Genomic DNA, 2653 nt, shown 5'->3' on the forward strand with positions numbered 1-2653 from the left:
TTCGTTGTAGTTGGAGTAACCGTATTCGTCGGTGTATTTGTACTGACCACTATAGTAACCGAGGGAACTATCACCGTAACCGTAGCCAGTGTAATGGTCGCCGTTACCGTAGTAGTAGGTATAAGAGAAGTAGATGTCGTTAAACCCAGCCATATATTAAATCCTCACCAGATAATCAGAAAGGAAAGTTATCAAATAAGAGAGGCCGAGCGTTCTTTTCCACTAGCCAGACGCTCCTAACCTCAGAGGAGACAGGGGACTGTTTAGGGCTTGCTGAATATGATTACAAGCCCTGCCAGAAAAGGGTTTTGGGCTTTTGTTTCCAAAAAGTGCCAGAAACAAACGTTGAGAAATCGAAATAGGGAGTCAAAACCCTTACACTTTCGCTCTTTGAGCGCCAGATAAAATCCTGAAATTAAGCGACGAAACTACCATTTTGCCAGCCTTGTGGCTTCTAGATCCGCTCTGGGGACTTATTCGGCAAACCCCATTTAGCTTTTAGTGAAATTAGGTCATGTCCAATCTTCTCCTTTTCTAATCCTATCCTAAACCAAATGTTGAATTGTAATCTTTAACATTTATTTTATGTTTTGACCTAGGAAAAAGAGGCTACTACCAAATACTGTTATAATAAAACGAGTAAAGATGAGGAGATAAAATGCCCAAGAAAGCTTACTTAGCCGAACATCTAAGTTCAGAGGAACTGAAAGATAGATACAGAAGCAGTCAAGACTCAGTGGAAACAAGAAAAAGTGCGGAACATCGGAGAGGAAAAGAACCTTGATTGAAGGAAGAACAATTTCAAAAATTCAAAGAAGAACTGAAAGAACGTCCTGCCGATGGAGGAATCTGGACAGGTCCGAAGGTAGCCAGATGGATAGAAAAGGAAACGGGACGAGAAAAAGTTGGGAATCAAAGGGGATGGGATTACTTAAAAAAGTCGAGATATTCTTGTCAAAAACCCAGACCAAAACATAAAAATGGAGACCCAGTTGAACAATAAAAATTTAAGTAAAATTTACCAGTAAAAATCCAATAATTAAGAGATAAATTTCCCAATTCTTAGGTAGAAGCCTGGTTCTTTGACGAACATCAAGTTGTCTTAAAACCAATCATTAGAAAAGTCTGTTTACCAATATTAGAAAGGCCTTCTGCCCTAGTGCGTCATCGTTATGAATGGTTATATGTTTAGGTATTTGTTGAGCCGAAAAAAGGAAAAACACTCTGGTATTTAATCCCAAGAGTTAATCATCAATGGTTAAGTTTATTCTCTCAATCTTTTGCAGAAGATGTCGGGTTATCGGCAGAAAAAATTGTCCTATTAGTACAAGATAATGCTGGGTGGCATAGAAGTCAAAAACTTGAAGTTCCCGATGGAATCCTACTCGATTTTCTACTTTGCTTATTCACCAGAACTACAGCCAGCCGAGAGATTGTGGCCTCTAGTAGATGAACCTCTGGTTAATGAGCATTTTGAAACGATTGAAGAGAGGTCAGAAATTCTGATAACTCGTTGTCAGTATCTCGAAACAATGACTAATGAAATTAAAAGCTTGACTAACTATCATTGGCTAACTTATGACCGATTGTTATCAACTTTTCAAAACAGGATTTAGTATAATTAGCACACTTAGGGGGGATTAAATTCATTAATTGCTGAGTTTCAATAGCAAACATTTGCCAAGACTCTACCCAAGCGTTAGCGTGCAATCCTATATAAAAATTGCTATGCCGCTTTTGATTTCTTCCTTTTTCTTGCCGAAGACCAATATATTTAGTTAATCCTTGCTCTTTGATAATCTCTCCCGACCGATTAGTAGCTGATCATATCATCTGACATCAACTCCTGCCATTCAGAATCTGGCTGATAGTGGTCAAGCATAGACTCAGCCTGCCTTTCAAGGATACGCCCGCGCCCAATCAATGGTAACTTGAGAAAAGCCAGACGTTGCTCTAGGGATAAAGCTTGTTCTTCAGGGGATAAATAAGACGGATTAGCCTCTTGAACTAGGATAATCACTTCCACAGTTTGCCCGACTGAAAGACCTGGAGCCTGAATTTCAAGTTTGTTCCCCGGCAGAACTTTTGCTGTTGTGTCTAGAGTTGATTTGACCATTAGAGTTCTTGCATAATTAATTTTTGAGAGTTCAAAAATAAGAAAAATAGAGATAAAATTGCATAAAATACCTAAATAGAGCATTTAATCAATTAATGCTCATTCTTAATTCTCCTGACGACCAGCTACTGGCTCCTTACTCCTCACCTAACGGAAGATTTTTGATTTTTGCAAGAGGTCTATCATATCCAGATTCTAGAGTACATCCTCTCAAGCTAGGCGGACCGGGTGAAGAAACAAAGGAAAACGGAAATTTTGCCGATCTAGGGCTGGCCTTTGCTATAAGTGAGCTATATAGCGCTCCGCTTGGCCAGTGAGGAAATTCTCAAACGCTAAAGCTGAGAACTTACCGAAAAATTGGGTTTAAGGTTCCCCGCCCGACCGGGCGGCTTTTTCTTCAGCAATTCTAAATTTGCCCTGTAGCAAGGCTTTTGGGGGTTAGTTCGCATAATACGGGGTCAAATTCAATGGGATTGCAAATTTCATGTCACGAGTCTTCAGGCTTTTGACGTGATAGTACACCCAAAGTTGCCCCAA

2 protein-coding genes are annotated in these 2653 nt (G+C 39.8%); one reads left to right on the plus strand and one right to left on the minus strand.

Features of this window, described 5'->3' with window-relative positions; translation table 11 throughout:
* Positions 1-784 precede the first annotated feature (784 nt).
* The gene (locus IM456_RS05520; RefSeq protein WP_253881335.1) at positions 785-1003 is read left to right on the plus strand and encodes a winged helix-turn-helix domain-containing protein; all 219 of its coding nucleotides are present in this window, start codon (positions 785-787) and stop codon (positions 1001-1003) included.
* An 810-nt stretch (positions 1004-1813) separates the two neighbouring features.
* Here the strand turns inward: IM456_RS05520 and IM456_RS05525 are convergent.
* On the minus strand, positions 1814-2200 hold the full coding sequence (locus tag IM456_RS05525; protein ID WP_253881333.1) for a hypothetical protein: 387 nt from the start codon (positions 2198-2200) through the stop codon (positions 1814-1816).
* Between the last annotated feature and the right edge of the window lie 453 nt (positions 2201-2653).

The organism is Microcystis sp. M079S1 (assembly GCF_020246425.1).
Taxonomy (GTDB): Bacteria; Cyanobacteriota; Cyanobacteriia; order Cyanobacteriales; family Microcystaceae; genus Microcystis; species Microcystis aeruginosa.